The organism is Pseudoalteromonas sp. Z9A4 (assembly GCF_011378845.1).
Taxonomy (GTDB): Bacteria; Pseudomonadota; Gammaproteobacteria; order Enterobacterales; family Alteromonadaceae; genus Pseudoalteromonas; species Pseudoalteromonas arctica.
In genome coordinates this window covers 77,156-99,470 of the sequence record NZ_WTLA01000003.1, presented here as the reverse complement: position 1 = coordinate 99,470, position 22,315 = coordinate 77,156, and the positions used below count along the sequence as shown (strand labels likewise).

Annotated in this window: 18 protein-coding genes; 4 read left to right on the top strand and 14 right to left on the bottom strand. The window is 38.8% G+C overall.

Annotated elements, in window-relative coordinates; translation table 11 throughout:
• Nucleotides 1-6: 6 nt before the first annotated feature.
• The 8 genes from csy3 to GQR54_RS03795 all read right to left on the bottom strand — a co-directional run bounded on the left by csy3 (nt 7) and on the right by GQR54_RS03795 (nt 9,974).
• A complete protein-coding gene (gene csy3, locus GQR54_RS03830; RefSeq protein ID WP_166376590.1) occupies nt 7-1,041 on the bottom strand; it encodes a type I-F CRISPR-associated protein Csy3 in 1,035 nt (344 codons plus the stop codon).
• Between the two features lie 26 nt (nt 1,042-1,067).
• On the bottom strand, nt 1,068-2,009 hold the full coding sequence (gene csy2 / locus GQR54_RS03825; RefSeq protein ID WP_166376589.1) for a type I-F CRISPR-associated protein Csy2: 942 nt from the start codon (nt 2,007-2,009) through the stop codon (nt 1,068-1,070).
• Nucleotides 2,006-3,289: a type I-F CRISPR-associated protein Csy1 gene (locus GQR54_RS03820; RefSeq protein WP_166376588.1), complete on the bottom strand. Its 1,284-nt coding sequence runs from the start codon at nt 3,287-3,289 to the stop codon at nt 2,006-2,008. The genes csy2 and GQR54_RS03820 overlap by 4 nt, the downstream gene beginning before the upstream one ends.
• A 2-nt stretch (nt 3,290-3,291) precedes the next feature.
• On the bottom strand, nt 3,292-6,705 hold the full coding sequence (gene cas3f / locus GQR54_RS03815; protein ID WP_166376587.1) for a type I-F CRISPR-associated helicase Cas3f: 3,414 nt from the start codon (nt 6,703-6,705) through the stop codon (nt 3,292-3,294).
• Nucleotides 6,702-7,679, bottom strand: coding sequence for a type I-F CRISPR-associated endonuclease Cas1f (gene cas1f / locus GQR54_RS03810; RefSeq protein ID WP_166376586.1), 978 nt, complete (start codon nt 7,677-7,679; stop codon nt 6,702-6,704). The genes cas3f and cas1f overlap by 4 nt, the downstream gene beginning before the upstream one ends.
• Nucleotides 7,680-7,811: 132 nt before the next feature.
• Nucleotides 7,812-8,654, bottom strand: coding sequence for a WYL domain-containing protein (locus GQR54_RS19750; RefSeq protein ID WP_166376585.1), 843 nt, complete (start codon nt 8,652-8,654; stop codon nt 7,812-7,814).
• Nucleotides 8,655-8,776: 122 nt separating this feature from the next.
• Nucleotides 8,777-9,088 carry an MGMT family protein gene (locus GQR54_RS03800; RefSeq protein ID WP_166376584.1) on the bottom strand — a complete coding sequence of 104 codons (312 nt, stop codon included), beginning with the start codon at nt 9,086-9,088 and terminating at the stop codon, nt 8,777-8,779.
• Entirely contained in the window at nt 9,072-9,974 is a 903-nt protein-coding gene (locus tag GQR54_RS03795) for a LysR family transcriptional regulator (RefSeq protein WP_166376583.1), read from the bottom strand. The genes GQR54_RS03800 and GQR54_RS03795 overlap by 17 nt, the downstream gene beginning before the upstream one ends.
• Nucleotides 9,975-10,096: 122 nt before the next feature.
• Between GQR54_RS03795 and GQR54_RS03790 the strand changes: the two genes are divergently transcribed.
• A complete protein-coding gene (locus GQR54_RS03790; RefSeq protein WP_166376582.1) occupies nt 10,097-11,179 on the top strand; it encodes an efflux RND transporter periplasmic adaptor subunit in 1,083 nt (360 codons plus the stop codon).
• Nucleotides 11,180-11,181: 2 nt separating this feature from the next.
• Nucleotides 11,182-14,250, top strand: coding sequence for an efflux RND transporter permease subunit (locus GQR54_RS03785; protein ID WP_166376581.1), 3,069 nt, complete (start codon nt 11,182-11,184; stop codon nt 14,248-14,250).
• Between the two features lie 109 nt (nt 14,251-14,359).
• On the opposite strand, the gene GQR54_RS03780 is transcribed toward GQR54_RS03785, so the two are convergent.
• Nucleotides 14,360-14,692, bottom strand: coding sequence for a PBPRA1643 family SWIM/SEC-C metal-binding motif protein (locus tag GQR54_RS03780; protein WP_024592175.1), 333 nt, complete (start codon nt 14,690-14,692; stop codon nt 14,360-14,362).
• 242 nt (nt 14,693-14,934) lie between these two features.
• Between GQR54_RS03780 and GQR54_RS03775 the strand changes: the two genes are divergently transcribed.
• Entirely contained in the window at nt 14,935-15,210 is a 276-nt protein-coding gene (locus GQR54_RS03775; protein WP_166376580.1) for a MetJ regulator of methionine regulon, read from the top strand.
• A 42-nt stretch (nt 15,211-15,252) separates the two neighbouring features.
• On the top strand, nt 15,253-15,837 hold the full coding sequence (locus GQR54_RS03770; RefSeq protein ID WP_166376579.1) for a hypothetical protein: 585 nt from the start codon (nt 15,253-15,255) through the stop codon (nt 15,835-15,837).
• Nucleotides 15,838-15,859: 22 nt separating this feature from the next.
• On the opposite strand, the gene rluF is transcribed toward GQR54_RS03770, so the two are convergent.
• The 5 genes from rluF to glgC form a co-directional block, all read right to left on the bottom strand.
• Nucleotides 15,860-16,897: a 23S rRNA pseudouridine(2604) synthase RluF gene (rluF, locus tag GQR54_RS03765; RefSeq protein WP_166376578.1), complete on the bottom strand. Its 1,038-nt coding sequence runs from the start codon at nt 16,895-16,897 to the stop codon at nt 15,860-15,862.
• Between the two features lie 86 nt (nt 16,898-16,983).
• Nucleotides 16,984-18,054 (bottom strand): DUF418 domain-containing protein, encoded by a 1,071-nt coding sequence (locus tag GQR54_RS03760; RefSeq protein WP_166376686.1) that lies wholly within the window; start codon nt 18,052-18,054, stop codon nt 16,984-16,986.
• Nucleotides 18,055-18,078: 24 nt separating this feature from the next.
• Entirely contained in the window at nt 18,079-19,302 is a 1,224-nt protein-coding gene (locus GQR54_RS03755) for an HDOD domain-containing protein (RefSeq protein WP_166376577.1), read from the bottom strand.
• 91 nt (nt 19,303-19,393) lie between these two features.
• Nucleotides 19,394-20,929 carry a glycogen/starch synthase gene (locus GQR54_RS03750; RefSeq protein ID WP_166376576.1) on the bottom strand — a complete coding sequence of 512 codons (1,536 nt, stop codon included), beginning with the start codon at nt 20,927-20,929 and terminating at the stop codon, nt 19,394-19,396.
• Between the two features lie 82 nt (nt 20,930-21,011).
• Nucleotides 21,012-22,313 carry a glucose-1-phosphate adenylyltransferase gene (glgC, locus tag GQR54_RS03745; protein WP_166376575.1) on the bottom strand — a complete coding sequence of 434 codons (1,302 nt, stop codon included), beginning with the start codon at nt 22,311-22,313 and terminating at the stop codon, nt 21,012-21,014.
• Nucleotides 22,314-22,315 lie beyond the last annotated feature (2 nt).

Here is a 22,315-nt window from a genome sequence, read left to right as displayed (position 1 = left end):
TAAAGGCTATTTGTCGCTTTCCCCAAACACACCGCCACGCACTAAAATAGCCATAACATAGTGCTCATCTTCCACTCGTTCTAACTCTGTGCCGCGTGCCCATTTATCAAAAAAGGTGTAGAAGTCTTGTTTATCTTTAGGGGTTCTGTACGCTTTTCCTAAATTGGTCACTGCGCCATAAGGTTCTATAGCGATAGGGCCTGCTGTTTTTTCTTCATCGTCAAACTCTGGATACCACGTATCAATACTACGTAGCGCATTACCTAACTTTTGAGAATGCATAGCGGCAATGTCGTGCACTGAATAAAGAATTTTGCTTTTTTTACCTTTTCCTTTATCAAGCACTAACTCCTCACTTGGGTAGACTTCTTGTGCTTTACCTACTTGTACAAAGCAATTGACTTCCAACATTAGAAAATCGTCTTCGCTTGATAGTGCAGCTGCGATACGTTCGCCTAGTTCAATAACTTGCTTGTCATCATGATTAAAGTGGCGCGTACTAAATTGTGTTGCATCAAATACCCATGACTGTTTGCTGTTTTTATTTAAGGCGTTTACTTGTACTTCTATATTTTCAGCGCCAACACGGTTACGCCATAAAAAGCGCGCATTAGCTAAGTTAAGTGCATAACGTTTACCGAGTTCTTTAAAGCTTTCTTTTTCAATGTAGGTATTTACCGCTTTAGTGTAACTTTCTTTAAATAGTGCATTGTTACAAGCAGAAGGGGTTTGCACGCCACCCAATACTTTTAGGGTGAAATGCAGCTTTAACGTGTCTTGCTCGGGTGCAAGTGCACAGCTGTCAACGGTTTGTAAATTCGCTTTTTCTACTTCCGCATTTAACTTTACAGGATCACTTTTAATTGCTGCTTTTAAGCGGTTTGAAATAGTACCGCGCACTGACTTTTCAATAAGTTTTAACGAAACTTGGTTGCTTTTGTTATTACGTTCTTCCCATTGTGTGCCATACATATAACCGTCTGACGGTACTAATTTCTTTTCAAATGCCAATACTGATGCGGTGTCTTGATTCTTAGCCATGATAATTTTCCTTTTAATAAATTAAGTTATGCGTAATAAGCGTTTTCAATTTCTTCTTCGGTTTGAACAATTTTTTGATTTTGAGTACAAAGATATAAGTTATTGCTTTGATCTGTTTGATAGCGCCACAAGATTTCGTCGATTGATTTAATTTTATGAGGCATTTTAAATTCACCTAGCGTCACCACACTTTCAGCAAAGCGATGCGGTGTGTTTGGATCTCGTTGATTTTTGGCTTCACCTAATTCTGTTAAACCGTGAAAACCTGTTGCTATGGGTACAATCCAACCTTTATTTTTTCGCTTGCTCGTCCATTTAAAAATTTCATCACTTTCAGGTAACGATTCATCACATTTATGATGAATAACGAGATTATCTAACAGCGCATCCATTGCGTCTTGCCCTGATCTCATTGCGTCAATCATTAAGTCTCGACGCTCAATTAATGCATAACCGGGCATAAGTTTTCGTGTTAACGCGCTAAGATCTGTAGTATTACCATTTTCAACCTTGAAAAACTGCGGCGCTTTAAACGTTAAAATATCACCGCCAGCCATTTTCATGTTGCTGTTCAGCAAATGCGTAATTTTTTCTTGTATGACGGCTTCATCATCTTTTTCAATACCGATGTACTCAATCACTAATGACACAGTTAAATGACAACGTGCTTCTTCGATAAAAGCACTTCTTGCCCCTGTTTTATCTAACGGGTTACCTGTACCAATAATTGAATGCACAAAATCATCAATACCTTTATGGGTTTGTAAGTCACATTGATGGTTAACCACAGCAACGCTATTAAATTTAATATCACTATAACCTTGCGCATTTAACTTTCGTTGCAGTGCGTGTACCGCGCCAAGCCATGCCGTCATCGCAGGAAAGCCAATAGTAAACGGACTAGAAAGTGCATTAGCGTTATGTACTTTTATATGGGGTAATAGTAATAATCGTTTTAACTGGTTCATTTTAAAAACTCCTTATTACGTTCAATCACTTCGGCAAAGTGTAAACGTTCGGCTTCACCTAATTTGATTGCTTTTTTGTCTAATACCTTTTCATAACTACGCGTTAACCATGCAGATATTTCAGTGATGAGTGAATTTAGCCATTGCTCTGATTTTTCTCTTTCATCAGCAAAGTCATCATGTAACCAAGTACGTTGAGTACTTGATAGTGAAAAAGTGTCTGCGTGGTATTGCGTTTGTGAAACCGCACGTACTGACCACATTTTCTCAATCAGTAAATCTATGATTTGTTGAAGGTTACGATCTCTTGCATCGCGAAGTTTGATGTTGTTGTAGTCAGCCTGAAATAATTTATGCAGTGCTTTGAAATTGGCAGCATATTCATATTTTTTAAATGACTCGGTAAAAAAATCACTTTTAGGAAAGTTAACATTTCGCTTTTCAATACTCGGCGGTAATGACGATAAAAGATGCGCTTTACCGCCATTTTGATTATTTAACACGCTGATATTTTGTGGTTTTGTACCGCCATAACCTATGGTGGTTAAGCCATATATTTCACTATAACCTTGCTCGCTAAATTCGTTTTTACGCTTTTTATCTCGAAGTGCTTTAACTTCTTCTGAAAAACGTAATTTATCTAATCGAGAACGCAATTGATAAACCATGCCCGAATTAGTTAGCAGTGATAGTTGGTGATAATCATCGTCAACGGGGAAATACACTTGTTTTATTTTAGAACTAGTTTGAGGTTCAACATCCTTAATCATTGATAATAAACCTGCTTTCAAATCATCGTATGGCTCGGCGCAATAATTTAATATGCTCCTAGCTTGTTCACTATCCTCACGCAAGTGCTCAAAAAATCGCTTACCATCAGCTAAAGCTAAAGACAGAAAAGATCCTATTTCACCAATACTACCCACTTCAGCGCCATTACCTGTCGAATCTAAATTAATGCCTATAACATTTCCTGTTTTTAGAAATCCATCATTTTCAAAGCTTCCTAGATGAATAACAGGTGATACATAAGTTCTCTTTTTGATATTGGTATCGGAAGCTCCAACATCTGGATGGGTAAATTTACTAGGGTGACTTGAAAGTGCCCTTTTAACAGCTCTATTTGATGCATAAGATAACCAATGGTTAAGAGAATAATGTTTATCACACTCCTTTATTAAACCCTCTTTTATCTCCAAAGACATTGCAGGTTTAATTTTTTTTCTTTTCCAATTTTCTTTTAATTTTTCAAAAAAATTATCAACTTCTGTTATTAACATTATTAACCTCCTTTTTTGTTCACTTTAACTAACCCAAACTGGTCGTTATATTCATACTGTGCATTTTCACGCTCTGCCATATTTATTTCTCCGTAGCGCAATGACACCCATTTTCGCGTAGTTAAGCTCGATTCACCGATGTAATTTGCTAATAACTGTTGGTAGTTGCGCTCAAACCATAAGTTTTGTTTCTGTTTATCTGTTAATTCTACCTGCTTAATATTGTGTATATTTTCTCGATTAATGGCCTGATAGTTCATATCTAACAAAGGCTTACCTGCATCATCTTTTTCAGTGAAATAACAGGTATCTTCATTCTCGTTATAAAAGAGGAATAAATTAATGCTCGCTTCACTTTTTCTAAAAGGGGTTAATACTTGTGGTAAAGCTGTTAAGTACCATGTTTCGGTTAAATAACCTTGTAAGGTATTTGCGCCAAATGCAGAAAAGTTTGTGAGTTGTTGCGCGGTTACTTGATGTTCCATAAATGCTAATAACTGTTTATCTGCTTGGGTGGGTACTTTTATCCTCGGAATAGCATTTAAACTTTCGTTAATACGTGCTTCATTGACTAATTTATTAAGATTGTGGCTGTGTAGTGTTTGAGCCCAACCATCTTCATAACCCGGTTTAATGAAATACTTACCATCTTGCTTATCATTAGCTTTAAATGCCTTGAGGTTATATTGCATTACACCAATATTGGCTGATGCTACTTCTTCAGATCTATGTCGTCGTACACGCCCAGCCAGTTGTACAATGGAGCGATAAGATGAGGGTTCGATAATTGCCCAGTCAAAATCATGATCTCGCCCTACTTCTTCAACAGGCGTCGCCACTAAAATAAACAGTACATTGTTAATACGGCTATTATTTTTAGCGCATGATTTTTTTGCACATAAGTCGAGATGGTTGCGGATCACAGGGTTGGAAAATGCTTGTTGAGGCTCTCCTGCTTTTTCTTTTCGTTTTAACACCTCATCAAGGTGTTTTTCTTGTTCATGACGCAGTAGCAAAACTTGTTGGCTGTGATATGCCATTACTTTTACTTGGGTATCTTGTGGGTAGTCGGCTTGTAGTAAATATTTGGCTAAATCAACACAGGGCGAAATATTAGCGACGCGAATAACGCCAAATGAAACCTTGATTGCTGTTTTGCTATCAATGCTATGTTGTTGTTGATGCTTGGTTAAAGTAGCTTGTTTTACTACTGAAAAATAATGAGATTGTTTACTTTCTTCACATCCATTTTCAGGTGTTGTTGCTTCTATCGATATTAGTGGGCAAGGCAGAATGTCAGCTTTACGTTTGGCTACTTGCTTATTTAGACTGTTAATACGTTTATCGATAAAGTTATTGTGATTAGCCTGATATTTTTCAAGCGCGCTATTAGCTAGTGTTACGTTGCTTTGTACTACTTTGCTTTGTGTAACGTTAACGCTATGCACGTGTGTGGTAAATTCATCTATCCATGCGCAGCCTATTTCAGCTTTTGCTTGGTCTCGACTTTGAGTAAAAATTTGCCAACCTTTTTTGTAGGCATTGAAGTAACCTAATGCTAAATCGGGTGGAATAGTTGCCGATGAAATCATGACTTTTCTACCTAGCATGCCTGCTAAATGAATAAGTCTGCCAATGGCGATTAAATCATCACCGGTAAAGTCGTCTATTTCATCAATCACTAAATCTGACGACATTAACCGCAAACTCGGTAAAATATAACGTCCGCCACGCTTTGTTTCTGTTGCCGCCATTAAGTGATCAATGGTGCACGCGAGTACTGGCGCGTATAAAAACTGTTTATCTCTAGTGCACGTTAGTACAGTACTTAGCCCTTCTTCAGGTATTTCGCAGTCATAATCAATAAACTCCTCTAACAAGGCCTCTTGTGATTCAGAGCCTAACACCTCATCTGTTATTTCATCTTGTTTAATTTCTCGTTGGTTGTGCAGTTCAGCAACCGCCCTTGAGCCTATTAATACCGCAAGATCTGCATTGGTTAAGCCTATTCGGTCACGATATTCATCACCTGTTTGCAACGTTAATGTACGTAACCCCAGCGCAAGAATATAACGCAGACTTTTGCCGTCAGCCGATAACGCACGCATAACCTTAGCGTTGGCAAAGGTTTTACCACAACCAGTACTTGCCATGTTCACCGCGAAAAAACCTGTTACTTTTTTGTTTTGCTGTGTTTTCCAGTCATTAATTTTGGTTACGGCTTTATCTTGCCATTTATATTTAGGGTCTGAACTTACCCGCCTTAATGCTTGAATGTCAGTTGCCACGGGGGGCTCTTTTTCAAATGCTGGTAATAAATGTGCGGTGTCTAAGGCATTTTTTGCCACGCCTACCAAGTGCTCATCAAGCTTTTGCTTTAGTTCGCTGGTATCTCGATCGGTATTAGCGAATAGCCCTGTGCTATTTTTCCAGTTTTTTGCAGCATCTTGTGATGAATAAAAGTGATCACCTAGCATTAAACACAAACGCGCATGGTGCAATACCAAACGGTAACTTCCGTCTTTCATCGCTGATTCAAGCAAAGGTAAATTATTGAGTAGGCTAGTAGCCCAACGTTTTATTTTTTGAGTCCACTGTATTGATTCAGATAACAAACCATTGGGAAATTCAAAACAATGCTTTACCCGTTTGTTGTATTCTGTTTCATCTATCTTGTTTTCATAGCCCCATTCTTGCGTTATACGTTTGAGCATAGCGGATATATCAGGTGCTTTTTCATCACGCCAATCACTTTTTATGTAAGGTAAACGATGATGAGAGACTATTAACCAAGCCAACAATTTAGCACCACTGGGAAGCTTATCTAATGGTGTTGAATTTTGTGTTTTAATCGTTGTTTTTAACTGTGATTCAGTAAAACCGTTTTGCGCTAATTCGGTTAACCATGTTTCATCACTTTTACTATTCACTAAAGCATTAAGTAATAAAACAGAAATCCATTCATGCCTTAACGGATCACCTTTGAATTTATTTTTACTATTAGGACTTAACTTCTCTTGAAATAAACGAGACGCTTTTCCCCAGTCATGGAGTAACGCTGATAGCGCTGAGAGTGATTTAATTAACGGTAGATATTTCCAATCATTTTCTATTTCACTGTTTAACAAGTTTTTTCTCGTACTATTTACAGGCACTATGCCCTGTTCATTAAATTTATGTTTATTACCCACCACCCAAATAAACTGACTACGCGATCGGCTTCGTATCCAATGACAACTGACTGCTGTACTTTTGCTTGCGGTTTGCTTGAGCATTTTTTTAACGGTTAATAAACCGTCTTCAGTGATTAAGGTTTGCCAGGTGTTATCACCAATACGATTGGCGAAAGCGTCGAGTACACGGCGTGTTTTTTTGAGCGCGTTTTTTTCGCACTGTGATACAAACGTGACCATCATAAATTGTGTTCCTCTATGTGGTTTTGTGAGTAATTTTGCAGTGCAATTGCTTTAATCGTATCAAACATGTAGTCGAGTGCTTTGTGATCTGTAAAGGCTTGTAATGCTTGTTGGCGAAACTCTTGCTCTGTGGCGTTTTCTTTGGCGCATATAAATGCCCAAGGTAGAACAATGGCATCTTTTATTAAATCTGCTACATCAAACACTAAGGCGCCGCGTCTGGTTTTTCCATGCATTACAGCAAAACCATGAGGAATGCCTAACACCCATAAACAGCTTGCCGCTAATCCGTAGGCAAGGTAGTTACCATGATTTAAAAAGTCGTTTGCTTTGTCGGTGCTTTGGTGCTGGCGTTTAAATGCTGCGGTGCTGGTATTATTAGCGGCGTATTTATAAAGTACTTTGGTTAATTGCGCTTCAGTAAGGAGTAACTCTGATTGTTTAGTTGCTGCACTAGTGCGTGCTTCAAACGTACTTAATGCTTTTTGCATTTTTTCACTATTGAAGTCAAACCCTTCGTTTTTTAAGTCGCGGTCTTTGTTCCAAACTTTTTGTAAGTAACTAATGCGGGCTTGTTGCATTGTTTTCGCGGCTAATAGTCGTTTTTCGTCTTCAAACCAAAACTGTAGCCAGCCATGCAAATATTCGGTTGGTCTATATTCGCTTTGTGGTGTAAACCACTCGACCTCGCACGCCATATGTAAAGGAGTGCCTCCGCCACCGGTAAAACCAACAAGCACGCCTGCTTGGGCTAGCATTCTCATTGCTGCTTGCGTTATTGATGTTCCATTTCCTAGTAATAGTACGGTGGTATTAGCAATAGGTACGTTAAAGTATTGGTTTTCGTTTTTAGCTTCGGTAAGGTACAAAACACGCCCATCTTTTTGCATAACACGGCAGTATTCTAGGTAATACATATTGGCGCGTTTTGAGTGTAAAATTGTCTTTAAGTCGCTTGGGCTAAAATCGTCCATTACTTTCATCCTTTATTGTCATTCCCTTTAAATTACTGGCTGCTTAGCTTTTGAGCAACACTGTACGTTTATCACCTGTCGTAATTTTAGGCATATTTTTAGTTTATTATTATTTACGTTGCTCGTTAAATACTATGGCATGTAAGGCTGTAAGTTAGCTAAGCAATTGGGGCTGAGTATAATTTGTTGCGCTTCGGGGTTTGCTTGGTAACTGTCTACACGTAGTTGTTTTAATAGATAAAGTAATAAAGCGGCGCGTATTTTTATATTGCGTGTGTAATGGCCATTTGATTGCTGATTCATTTGGTGATCGAGTGCTATTATTCTTGCTTTATTAGCGGTTAATCGAGGGTCGGGCTCTATGCTAACGGTAAGTTGGGTTTGCCATAATGTGTCGTGTTGTTGGTCGTACTCTGCGGGTCCTTCTATTTCACACTCGCCATTAAAACGAGTAAGAACAAAGTCTCTAAAATCTCGATTTTTTTCACAATACGCACGTACATGCCAACGGGTACCATCAAAAACTAAATTATGCGGACTAATAATACGTGATTCGAACTCAGGACTTGATACAGAAGCATAACCTACATCAATTCGTTGCTTATGTTTTAGTGCGTGTAATATACCACTCACCCTTTGAGGGTTTACTGGCACTAGGGGGGATTGCATTGCAGTAAAGTGATTATAGTATTCACTTTGAATACCTTGCTGGGTAAAACTTAAATAAGTACCAAGATCGTGTTCACCATACTCTGGTATAAAGTATTTTGTCGCTTGATATCCTTTTTTTGAGTTGTTGTAAATCAAAAAATCAGGATGCTGTTTTAGGTAATTTTGTATATATTTAGATGCACTTGAACGGCTTATATTAAAATGTTGTTGTATGTGCTTTGTAGTTAAGCGATTTTCCCAAAATACAATAAGTTCTATAAAATGAAAACGCTTAATTAAATCGTAATTTGAATGTGTTATCACGCTGTTCCTTAGCTGTTTTTTCCTTTTTACAAAGTATCAAATTAGGTAAAAATAACAATAAAAATTTACTCTTTGTTATCTGCATCGATATAGATGAAAGCCGTTAGTAGTTCACGAAAGCTTTACTCCCACCGGCACTGCCGCATATTCACTTTGTCGTTATTAAACAATACGCCTTCTGATAATAACTTTTCGCGTTGTTCTTGGTATTTTTCGCTGCCCGCTGGGAATGATATTTTACCTTGGCTGTTTACCACGCGATGCCAAGGTATAACTGAGTCGTTTGGCATCACTTTTAATAAGCGCCCAACCAATCGTGAGTTTTGAGGATAGCCAGCAAGGCCTGCAACTTGCCCGTAGCTTGCTACTTTACCCACTGGTATGCCTGCGATAACAGTATAAATAAGAGTTTCTTTATCAATATCTGCGTTCATTTAAATACGCCTCACTAAGTACTTTAAATTGCTCCCAAATAGTGCGCGCTACAGGGCCGTGATGCACTGCATGTTGTCTAAAGGCTCTAATTTGTGCACTAAACTTATGCTCTCGGTCAGTTATGTGTATTTCTTGAAGTAAGCCTGCTTTTATTTCAGGAGCACAGTGTTCTAGGCTCATCATTGCCCAACCTGCGCCTGAGAGTAAAAACGATTTTAAGGTCGATACATCATCAATTTTCATCATGGCGGAGCCTTTTGAGTACGATAATCTGTCGCTGTCGATACTCAAGTCACTTTCAAACATGGCTAAACACGGATACGTTTGCAGTTCGCTATAGGTGAGTTTTTGAGGGAGTACGCCTTTAGCGCTCACAATGCCAATATCGAGCCTGCCTATGGGTACGCTTTCTAAATCACCTGTCGCATGAAATAAATCAAACCACGGGCCAATGCCTAATTCGGCTTGCCCACTGTTTACTTGCTCTAATGAGATAAAGCGTTTTCCGCTTGTTAAGCTAAATTCTGTGCTTGTAAACAACCTAAAAGTATTACTTATGATCTCGTTGTAACTTTGCATATGGCAAAGTTGTTCGTAACAAATTCTAAATTGGGGCTCATTGCCCAATGCTAATTCTTTAGCGAGTTGTGCCAGCTCATCGTTGGCATGCAAAAGTTGCTTCGCTTCGCGGTGAAAAATACGCCCTTTTTCAGTAAGCTGTAATCGGTACTTACTTCTGTCTAGTAACTCAAACCCTATTTTTTCTTCTAGATTTTTAATCGCGAGTGTAAGCGCTGGTTGCGTTTTATGTAGCTTTAGTGCTGCCCCGCTTAAGCTCGCGCTTTGCACTATGGCATCTAAAATTATTAATTGATTCAGCTTCATATAGCACTCTGTAACATTATAAGTAAAACTTATTGAGTTTCTAAAATTTAATGATTTTTATTTTATATGTTTGCAGCGTATGCTGCACTTAATTATTTTGCCATCATTGCAACGGAGAAGACATGAAACTCTTTCGTCTATGTTTATTAACTACGACACTACTAAGCTTACTTGCCTGTTCTGAACCAGAACAACAAGTTAAAGAAGAGCCCATTCGCCCAGTTAAATTATTCAACATAGGTCATGATTCTCAAACTAACATTCGTAGTTTTCCTGCTGAGGTGGTTGCAAACCAAGGCTCTTACCTTGCTTTTAGAGTAAATGGCGAACTTATTAAGTTTCCTGTGCTTGCTGGTGAACACGTTGAAAAAGGTGATTTATTAGCAAAACTAGACCCTGAAGATTTTCAGTTACAGTTTGACGAGCGCAAAGCGCGCTTTGAATTGGCAAAATCACAACTTGGCCGTATTGAGCAATTATTTGAGAAAAAAATCACCAGCCAATCAGAATTAGATCAAGCCACTGCTAATATGCAAATTGCTGAATCTGCATTTAGAATTGCACAAACGAACCTTGAGTACAGCGAGCTACGCGCACCATTTTCAGGCACTGTTGCTAAGGTATTTGTTAAAAACTTTGAAAACATTCAAGCCAAGCAAAATATTTTACGCTTAGAAACACGCGATTTAATGGACGTAGAAATCCAGGTTCCTGAAAAAATAGTCGCTCGCTTTAAAAAAGGCACCGATTACCACCCAACTGTAAAGTTTGATGGCTTTGACGATAAACAGTACACACTTGATATTAAAGAGTGGGATACCCAAGCTGATCCTGCAACGCTTACCTATAAAGTTGTGTTTACGCTACCTGTACCAGAGGACTTTAATTTACTAGCCGGTATGACGGGTAGCGTGCTTATCGATTTAAGTAAAGTAACGCGCTCACAAGTTTCATATACTATTTTACCTATTGAATCGGTATTTTCTGAGCCGCAAGAAACAATTAAAAATAACGCTTACGTATGGCTTTTTGATTCAAATACTGGCCAGGTTCATAAACAAGCTGTAAAAATTGGCCAATTGCATCGTGATGGAATTGAAGTGTTAAGTGGCATTGAAGAAGGTCAAATTGTGGTTTCTGCCGGTGTGCATTCACTAAAAGAAGGCATGAAAGTAAGAGCATGGAATAAAGAGCGAGGCTTATAATTATGAGCTTTGCACAACTCTCCATAGAGAAAAAAGTAATCAGCTGGATGTTTACGCTGCTGTTATTAATTGGCGGTAGTGTATCGTACTTTGATTTAGGACAACTAGAAGACCCTGAGTTTACCCTTAAAAAAGCCATGGTTATTACCATGTACCCTGGTGCTTCGCCGCAGCAAGTTGAAGAAGAAGTTACTTTTCCAATTGAAAACGCGATTCAGCAATTGCCTTATGTTGACTACGTTACGTCTATTTCGTCTAACGGTAAGTCGCAGATTTCGGTAGAGATGAAAAGCAATTATCGAAAAGAGCAGCTTCGCCAAATTTGGGATGAGATGCGTCGTAAAATTAACGACCTTTCTCCGTCATTACCCAGTGGTGTTTACCCTAGCACTATTTTGGACGACTTTGCCGATGTTTACGGTGTTATGTATTCGGTAACCGGTGATGGTTATTCGTATGATGAGCTTAAAGATTACGTCGATTTTTTAAAGCGCGAACTAGTCCTTGTTAAAGGTGTTAGTAAAGTAACGGTTGCAGGGCAACAACAAGCTCAAGTAATGGTTGAAGTATCTACCCGTAAACTTGCTCAATTAGGTATTGCACCAAGCCATATTTTTGCATTATTACAATCACAAAATACGGTTTCTAACGCGGGTAAAATTCGCGTGGGCGATGAATCAATTCGATTGCACCCTACCGGCGAATTTAAAGATGTAAAAGAGCTCGAAACACTATTAATTTCAAAACCGGGTGCCAATGAGCTTATTTATTTAGGCGACGTAGCAAAGGTTTACAGAGAGTACGCAGAAGTACCTAACAATATTATTCGTTATAATTCTCAGCAAGCTTTGCTTATTGGCGTGTCGTTTATGTCGGGTGTTAACGTGGTTGATGTGGGTAAACACATTGACGATCACTTAGCCTCACTTGAGTATCAACGCCCTCATGGTATTCACATAAATTCGGTATACAACCAACCACAAGAGGTTCAAAAATCGGTTGATGGTTTTATTATCAGCTTACTTGAAGCCATCGCGATTGTTATTGTAGTACTGCTCTTATTTATGGGATTAAAAAGCGGTATTTTAATTGGTGGTATTTTACTGCTTACCGTACTGGGTACGTTTATATTTATGAAGTTGTTTGCTATCGACTTGCAACGCATATCGCTTGGGGCACTTATTATTGCTCTTGGTATGCTGGTTGATAACGCAATAGTCGTCACTGAAGGGATACTAATAAACCTCAAACGTGGCCAAACAAAACTCAAAGCGGCTATTAATATTGTTGAGCAAACAAAATGGCCATTACTAGGGGCAACAGTCATTGCGGTTACTGCGTTTGCGCCAATTGGCTTAAGCTCTGATGCCAGCGGTGAATTTGCCGGTAGCTTGTTTTGGGTGTTGTTTATTTCGCTTTTATTAAGCTGGATCACAGCGATTACCTTAACGCCATTTTTTGCTAATTTAATGTTCAAAGAAAACGAATTTAAAAACGAAGAAGGCCAAGAAGATGAAGACCCATACAAAGGGTTTATTTTTAATGGTTATAAAGCGATTTTAGATTTAGCACTGCACTTTAGAAAAACCACACTGATATTAATGATTGCTTTACTGTGTACTGCGGTTGTTGGTTTTGGCTCTGTAAAACAGTCGTTCTTCCCTGCATCTAATACACCTATGTTTTATGTCGATTACTGGCAAGAACAAGGATCTGATATTCGCTCAACTATTGAGGGCGTTAAAAAACTTGAAGAATTTTTACAAAAAGAAGACCTTGTTGAAGAAGTAACAAGCACAACAGGGCAAGGTGCACCGCGCTTTATGCTTACCTACGCACCAGAAAAATCATACCCGGCGTATGGGCAATTGATTATTCGTGTTGCCGACAGAGAAGCCGTAGCAACTGTAATGCAAACAGTGCGCGATTATTCAGACAATCATGCGCTTTCTGCACAGCTTAAAATTAAACCGATGGAAATTGGCCCCTCTACTGATGCAAAAATAGAAGCACGTTTTTCGGGCCCAGACCCTGTTGTTTTAAGACAACTCGCCGCTACAGCCGAAGAATTGATTGGTAGCGACGATGGCGCGTATAATATTCGTGATGACTGGCGCGCACGTACCAAAATGATTCGCCCACAATTTAACGAGCAAAAAGCACGTCGATTAGGTATTAGTAAATCAGACCTAGATAATGTATTACTAACAAGCCTTTCAGGTAAACAAGTGGGTGTATATCGCGATGGTACGCAATTGCTGCCCATTATTGCTCGCTCTCCTGCTAACGAGCGCTTAAACGTAGAAAGCGTACACGACCTTCAAATATACAGCCCAGTATTGGGTGTATTTGTACCAGTGACTCAAGTTGTAGACGAATTTGATGTGCAGTGGGAAGACAGCCTAATAATGCGCCGCGATCGCAAACGTACTATTACAGTAATGGCCGATAATAATGTATTAGGGGATGAAACACCTGCAAAACTATTTGCCCGTATTCGCGGTCCGATAGAGAACATGGAACTACCGCGTGGTTACCAACTAGAATGGGGCGGCGAGTTTGAGTCATCAAGCAAGGCGCAAAAAGCAATATTTGGCTCATTACCGCTGGGTTATTTAGCGATGTTTGCAGTCACGGTATTACTTTTTAACTCACTTAAACAGCCACTTGTCATTTGGGCAACTGTGCCGTTGGCTATTATTGGTGTAAGCGCGGGCTTGTTAGCGATGAATGCTCCGTTTAGCTTTATGGGGCTACTTGGTTTGTTAAGCTTAAGCGGTATGCTAATTAAAAACGGTATTGTATTAGTTGATCAAATAAATCTTGAATTAAGGGAAGGTAAATCGCCCTATGAAGCCGTGTTTGACTCTGGTGTGAGCCGTGTACGACCGGTTGCAATGGCAGCTATAACCACTATTTTGGGTATGATCCCGCTGTTATTTGACGTGTTTTTTCAGTCAATGGCGGTAACAATAATGTTTGGTTTGGGCTTTGCTACCATACTAACCCTCATTGTAGTGCCAGTACTTTACACGGTTATATTTAGAATTGATTACGAACCGCGTAAATAATTAAACATATAATTGGTTAACATTAAAAAATGCCACTGGCTCAAGGTCAGTGGCATTTTTATTTAATACCGATGAAAAAAGAAAGGCTACATATTTAGTTGTTAAAAAACTAACCGCAACACTTTTTATATTTTTTGCCGCTACCACATACACAAGGTGCGTTACGCTCTGGTACTTTATCAAATACTTGTGGTGTTGACTTGCTAAGCGCAAAGTCTAGTTCGCGAATATCTTCTGGTACTTCAGCTTTAACTTCAATTGAAGCAAACAGCGAATGCTCTTCTAGTATTGCTTCTATTTCTGATTGTCGTTCAGCTGAGTTTACAATTAGCGTTAACGGGTGTAACTCTGTGCCGACCTTTGCGGTACGATTTGGCGCAAATCCATTACTGTTATTTTTACCCATTATGTCGGGCTTACCCATAAAGAAAAATTTTGACATGTTACTTCTATAACCTTTCTACATTATTAAGACGGCGCATCTTAACAGCTTACCCAAAATATAACTAAGGTGTACTTGCTAATGCACAATATAAATCAGGCTTTACTGTATATACGCCCAATATAGCGACATAAAGAGGCCATTTAATGGATTTAGGCAAAATTTGAATTCGAAATATAGTAAAATTATGTTGGCTAGACTTAGTGGCGTTTTAGTATCTAACTCAATATTATGGAAAAGCCTTGGAAAACTTTAAAATTGCAGTACTAATAGCGGGCAGTCTTTTTATACTTTTTGTTTATTTACGCTTTATAACTGACAATAATGGTAACGTGAACTTAAACAACTACCGATTTACAGGTGGTTTACTGTTTATGATTTCAGGCATGGTTGATTGTACACGCGACATAGCTAAACACCTGCGCTCTAAAAACGCATTATCGGCCATTGCAATTTATTTAGGTATACTCTTATTTTATATTGGCTTTAACATTTTAAAGCTAAACATTAAGCGCTAATTTGATCTTTATACACAGCAATATTTTATAAGCGGATAACCTGTGACCTTTAAACAACTATTCAATAGCGCCCTGTTATTTTTAACAACGGCTCCCCCACTGTTTTTGCTTACATGGGATGAACAAACCGATCCCGCTTTTATTTCCAACGGTATATACGACACTTTAACATTTACGCTATTTCCTATAATGACGATAGTGTTGTCGGTAATTTTTTTTAGGCACTTATATAAAAAATATAATAATAACTTTGAATTTAAACATACAGTTAAAGATTATATTGATGTACACGGAAAGTTTCGCTCGGTATTTCTACCAATCGGTTTACCTATTTTAATTTACTTATGGTTGTGGACGTCGGTATGTATTTCAGTAAAGTTACTGGCCAATAAATACAGCGATAATATATGGCAGCAAGAATATCAGTTACTCGAAGTAGGTACTTGCCCAACTGATTATGAATACAGTTGCTCAAAGCTGACTGTGCTTGACTTAAAAAGCTACAGAAAACACAGTTTTAGGTGGTATTTAGATAAGAGTAAGCTGGTGAGTTTGCAAAATAACAACGTAAACTTAGTGGGCGTTAAAAGCCCACTGGGCAATATAGTACAAGAAATACAGTGGTAGTAGAATACCACTTAGCTGCACATTATTTTTTTAGACTGAGAATACGGTCCGAACTTGGTTTTGCGTCTGATTTAGCATTAGACGATTTGTTTTCTTTAATGCTTTTTGGCTTACCCACATATGTAGTAGAACGCTTTTGATATGGCGTGTTACTACGCTCATTTTTACGTTCGTCGCTAGTATTAGTACGTTGAGAGTTACGATTTTCATTGCGTTCAGTACTGCGCTCAGCATTTAGATCGCCGTTGTTAAATCGGCGTGGGTTTTCGCCCTGAAAATCGCGTTTTTTAGGCGCTAAAGGTGTATTATTTTCTGATTGTTTATTAGTATCAAGCGAGTGCTCTTGGGTTTTACCAGAATCAGAAATTGAATCGTTTATTTGCGCCATTTCAATATCTGACAAATGACGCCACTGCCCTACTTTTAAACCTTTAAGTGTTACGTTCATTATGCGCGTACGTTTTAGCGTTACAACTTCGTAGCCTAAATACTCACACATACGGCGTATTTGACGGTTTAAACCTTGAGTAAGTACTATTTTAAATTCTTTTGGGCCACTTTGCGTTACTTTACATTCTTTAGTGACGGTATCTAAAATAGGCACGCCATTCGCCATTTTTGTAACAAACTGACGATTAAGCGGTTTATCTACCGTAACTACGTATTCTTTTTCGTGATTATTACCCGCACGCAAAATTTTATTAACGATATCGCCTTCGTTAGTTAAAAATATAAGCCCTTCAGACGGTCTATCTAAGCGCCCTATTGGGAATATACGCGTAGGATAATTTACCGCTCGTATAATGTTACTTTGAATTTTACTTTCGGTAGTACACGTTATACCAACAGGTTTATTGTAGGCAATGTAAACGCGCTTTGGCGTCGCTTTAAGAGGCTTACCATCAATTAATACAACATCGGTAGCGGCTACTTTTACGCCCATTTCTGGTGAGTAGCCATTAACGCTGACACGACCTTGCTCAATATATTTATCGGCTTCGCGGCGTGAACAAAATCCTGTTTCACTAATAAATTTATTTAAACGTTTTAATTCGGTCATGGCACTTATAGCGTAGTAATTTTTAAGGCGAGTAGTGTAAACCACCCACACTATTTTTTCGCCCCTAATTTACTATTTATAGACGTTTAAGCAGTAATTTTTGCTTTCGTTAATTTACGCCATACAAATTCAAGCGGGCCTTGGTTAAAATAGCGGCTGTATATAAAGGTAAATATGAGCTGCAGTGCAACTAAACCCGTTGCTACTAACCAGTAATCAATACGATTAAAACTGAGCACCCAGTGTGTAAATAGCACTTTATATAACAATAGTTGTATGAGTGTTTGGCCAATATATAAAGTAAATGCTAAGCGCCCCGCTTGTTGAATAAGCGTGCCAACGTGTGCGCTGTTATTGCAAAATTTAACAATTAAATGAATATACAGCGTAGCCATACCTAGGGCCGCAAACATATTTACAAATTCTTGCACCCCATATCCTAAGCTGCCACTAAGCTGTGATGCATAAAGCCTAACACCACAAAAAACAAGGGTCACTGTACCGCAAACTATTAATTGCTGAGTCGTTAAGCCTTTACTAAAAACATCTTGTTTATATAAATAAATGCCAATGAGCATAAGACCCACGCACATCCACATTGTCATTATTGGCACCATAACAAGCATCAATGTGTTCATGGCGAGGTTACTAATAAAGTAATCAATATAGTGTGGGTTATATAAATCTATAAACTGTGCTGAATCGCGGTAAATTACTTCATCGGGTACGCTAAATATAACGAGCACGGTAGCTACACCCGATAACAGAATAAACCCAAGTCCTCTTTTTAAAAGAACAGTGCTATCACTCTCTAAATATTTAATAACAAACCAGCCAGATACACCGTAAACAAATAAAATATCACCTGCCCAAAGTAGAAACCCATGCGCTAAGCCAAAGAGTATTAGCCAATAAAGCCTACTTTTTAACTGCATCTCAGATTTGTAACGTTGCCACTGAATGTAAAGCCCAGCACCAAAAAGCAAGCTAAACAATGTTCTAAAACGCCCGTCTACAAACAAGCTACTAAAGTTGTGAATAAATGAGTCGCTAACAGGAGGATTAGTTAAAGAGGTATACCCGTATTCAAAAAGGCCGAAGGCGTAAGCATTCATGTAAACTAGGCCAAGCACGGCAACACCGCGAATAAAGTCCATATTATAATTGCGCATAAACAGGGATTAATATCCTTTAATATTATTTTTGTAGTTATCTGCCCAATCAACTGCTTGCTGATATATAGCTGGTAATTCTTTACTATCAATATTTAGTAAAAGAACTGCTTGCTCGAGCGCCCACCAGCTTCCTGTTTCGTAATTTTTTACAATATTAACGATATAATAGAGGGTGTTTTTTTCTTCTAAAAGTGCTGCTTTTATGTCATTAGGGAAAGGTAATTTTTCAACAAGTAAACTCATTGGTTGATCAAGTATTGCATCAAGCAGTGAAAATAACCCTGTTAAAAATGCTTCACCTACTTGTTGCTTTGCTACTTTTTTAGCTACCAACTCACAAAAACGGGCTCTTACAACGCACATTTGCATAAGTTCTGAAGGCTTTTTACCTGCGGTATGAGCGGTAACTATCAGACTCACAAACTTTTTAAGACGTTCATGCCCTAAATACACAAGTGCCTGCTTTAATGAGGATATTTGGCTTTGTATAGGAAATACGTCGCTGTTTATTAATCTTAGTAACTTATAAGCTAATGCAGCATCTTGTTTAAACAGGCTTGCAATCGTTTCGATGCTTGGGCTTTGTTTCATTATTTCTGCGTATACAGCAACGACTAGAGCATAATTATAATCAATATCATTTTGTTTGATCATAGTTGGCTTAGCAAAAAAATAACCTTGAAAATAATCAAATCCCATTTTATGAGCTAATTCAAAGTCTTCCTGTGTTTCGAGTTTTTCAGCTAACAACTTAATTTTGCTATGTTTCTGTAGCTTTTTTATTATAGGTGCTATTTCATTAAGCGGTGTGATTGTAATATCAAATTTGACCAGTTTAATTAGCTTTAAAAAACGATCCCATTGCGGCTTATAGACAAAATCATCAAGTGCTAACTTATAATTACGATGGAATAAATCTCGGCATAACTTATAATTACAGTCATTTGGCTCAATCGTCTCTAGCAATTCAATAACGACATCTTGGCAAGGTAAAAAAGCACACAAATCGAGTTCCAAAGACTCAGGACCTACATTTATAAGCGCTTTTTTTCCTGAAGTAATATGGCGAGTACCAAGATTAAGTTGGTTCTCCATGATAAGGCGAGCTGTTGCCTTACCTTCGGCAATTCCAGGAAAGTAATTTTTCGGACTATCTCTAAATAGCAACTCGTAGGCGACTACGTTTTGACGACGATTAAATATTGCTTGTCTTGCAACAAATACAGGCACATTACCTACTTCTTTAAATTTACATCAGACTATGTAACTAATAACTTAAATAGACTCTGATGTCACTTTACTGCGATGAAATAGTTACCATTTAACTATATAAGTTCGATATATAATCAGTTGCAACTTGGGTCCACGAAAAACGTGCTTTCTTAGCATTAGTTTTAATTTTTCGCCATTTTTTAGGGTTTTCCTTTTGCAGTATCAGCGTTTCACGCAGACATGTTAATAACGCATGCACTTGTTCATTTAAAGATGCAGCATTAAAGCTAAAACCATTTTCGTGGTGTTTAACTGTATCTTTTAGTCCGCCAACACTGTGAACTAAACACGGTTGCCCCGCACGCATTGCTAGCATTTGGCTAATACCGCAAGGTTCAAATGAGCTTGGCATTAAAAATAAGTCACCTAATTGATACATTAAATCGCCAACACCTTGACCATAACCTTTCAAAAATAAAAGATTGGAATTACGTGCCATTGCTTTTGTAAATATGCTCTCGAGTTCTTTGTCACCCGAGCCTAAAACAATAAGCCTGCCGTTATATTCATTAATTACTTGGCACACTTTATCAATCGCTAAAGTTCCATTTACCTGCTGGCACAATAACAAAACCTTTTGCTCTGTAAGCCGGCCAACGCTTGTGACTAGTGGCCCATCATTAGCCACAGCTTTAAATTGTTGTAGTCGTTGATGAGCAATATAATAGCCGCTTTGTAACTGCTCGCTATTTGCCATCCAACCAAACAATGTGTTTTCTGCTTGGCTATAAAAATCAGCGATTGTAGCCTCTTCTAAAGTGTTACTTGGGTATTCACAGCCATTTAAAATACCAACAAGCTTACCTTGCCTTGCTGCGTTTTGAAGATCTTGCTCAAGCCCTTCACCACCAAAAAAACCATGCTCGTAATTGCTAGGTTCAAGTACCTCTTGGCTGTAGGTTGGTGATACAACATGTATTTTATCGCAAAGATTTATTGCACTGCGCATAGGATTAAAGCAATGAGGGTAACGCGGGTCGCATAGTTGCTGGCCATTATAACTAAGTGACGGAAACCATGCCTCTAAGCTTGAGTCGTCGTGTTTAAAAGGTCTTATACCTTGCAGTGCAATATTATGCACTGTGTAGGCAATCGGTAAGGTATTAAGTGAGCTATAACGTGGCTCAAACTTAAGTAAAACTGCAACGCAGGCGCTGTGCCAATCATGTAAATGTAGCGCTGTAGGGCGCTTTAATACACCTTGTAATAATGCTTCGCAGACAGCTGCATTAAATAGAGCAAATTTTGTGGCATCGGTTGCAAAAGGCCTCCCCGGTGCATCATTACAATATACACTACCTGATTCACTAAATAGCGGGTGGCTAATAACAATTTGGCTTACATTATTTTGGGCTTGTTGTACTTCAAAAACTGTTAATACATGCGGTTGAGCATTAAATGCAACGGTTACTTCACCTATATAAATACGCTCAAGCGGCTCAAACCCGTAGTCAGGAATAACAACGTCAACCGTTATACCTTGCTTTGCGAGCGCCCTTGGGGCATCGCGTACTACATCTGCCACACCGCCTACTTTTGCGCCTGGTAACGCGTCATTTTCTGCTGCAACCATTAATACATGCATTAATTTACTACTTCCTTTAGACCTGTGTGGGCTTGCTCATGAATGAGCAAGCTTTGTTGTCGTGCTTAATATTTAACGTATTTTACGCTAGCTTTTTATTCTCACGCGCTTGGCGCTCTAACTTTTTTGCAAGCTCAGTGAGCATATCACGGGTAACAAGAACGATGCCTTTTTTAGAGACCCTAAAGCCGTTTTCTTCATCTGTTTTTTTGTCAAAACCGATTTCAAGACCTGCAGGTATTTCACAGCTTCTATCTATTATTGCACGCTTAATTTTACAACCTCGGTTTATAACTGCACCAGGTAAAATTACCGACTGCTCAATGGTACAAAAAGAACGAACATGCACATTAGAAAACAATAAAGACTTTCTTACTGCAGAGCCCGAAATAATACACCCACCCGACACGGTAGAGTCTAATGCCATTCCGCGTCTGTCATCGTCATCAAAAATAAATTTAGCAGGTGGTAGTTGCTCTTGATATGTCCATATTGGCCACGTTGGATCGTATAAGTCGAGTTGTGGCTCTGGCATTACCAGCTCCATATTAGCTTCCCAAAACGAGTCTAGCGTACCTACATCGCGCCAATAAGGTTGCCCTTCTTGGTCTGGATCTCTAAACGGAAAAGCAAATACATTATGCTCTTCTATAATCGCCGGAATAATATCGTGGCCAAAGTCGCGGCCTGAGCCTTCATTTTCAGAATCTTTTTTAAGTTGCTCAAACAAAAATTCAGTATTAAAAATGTAATTCCCCATTGATGCTAAACAAGTACCTGGCTTACCCGGTACAGAGCTAGGCATGGCTGGTTTTTCATCAAAACGACACACTCTGTTTTGCTCATCAACGGTCATTACACCAAACGTATCTGCGGCTTCCTCTACGGGCACTTCAATACAACATACGGTCATATCAGCGCCTTTTTGCACGTGTTCAGCCAGTAAAGCACCATAGTCCATGCGATACACATGATCTCCAGACAAAATCATCACATATTTAGGCAATTCGTGACGAATAATATCTATATTTTGAAAAACTGCATCTGCGGTTCCACAGTACCAATCATCGCCTTGACGCTGAGATGCAGGGAGTATTTCAACCGACTCACCCAGCTCTTTTTTAAAGTGCCCCCACGCGCGGTTTACATGGCGAATGAGTGAATGCGACTTATATTGTGTGGCGATACCAACGCGTCTCACACCCGAGTTAATACAGTTTGATAGTGGAAAATCGATAATTCGATGCTTACCACCAAAGTAAACTGCGGGCTTTGCTCGCCAATCGGTTAGCTCATACAGGCGAGAGCCGCGACCCCCTGCCAGTATTAACGCGTAAGTTTCTCGGGTTAAGCTACTTATGTAGCGATTTGCATAATTAGGCATAA